The 377-nt window shown below is 61.5% G+C and carries 1 pseudogene; it reads right to left on the reverse strand.

Features of this window, described 5'->3' with window-relative positions:
- Positions 1-377, reverse strand: a pseudogene (locus IB272_RS34525) (phosphoketolase); the annotation flags it as partial.

Consider the following 377-nt stretch of genomic DNA (forward strand, 5'->3'; position numbering starts at 1 on the left):
GTGTCGTGGTCGTGCCTTCTTCCTTGTAGCCGCGAACATGCAGGTTGCCGTGATTGGTGCGGCGATAGGTGAGGCGATGGATCAGCCACGGGTAGCCGTGGAACGCAAAGATGATCGGCTTGTCCCTTGTGAAGATGCCATCAAAGTCGCTGTCCGAAAGGCCATGCGGGTGTTCTTCCGCCGGCTGCAGCTTCATCAGGTTGACGACGTTGACGACCCGGACCTTCACTTCAGGCAGATGCTCGCGCAGCAGCTGGACGGCGGCGAGGGTTTCCAGCGTCGGAGTGTCGCCGCAGCAGGCCATGACGACGTCCGGCTCACTGTTGGCGTCGTTGCTGGCCCAGTCCCAGATGCTCACACCCATGCTGCAATGGCGC

It is taken from the genome of Ensifer sp. ENS08 (assembly GCF_014852195.1).
Taxonomy (GTDB): domain Bacteria; phylum Pseudomonadota; class Alphaproteobacteria; order Rhizobiales; family Rhizobiaceae; genus Ensifer; species Ensifer adhaerens.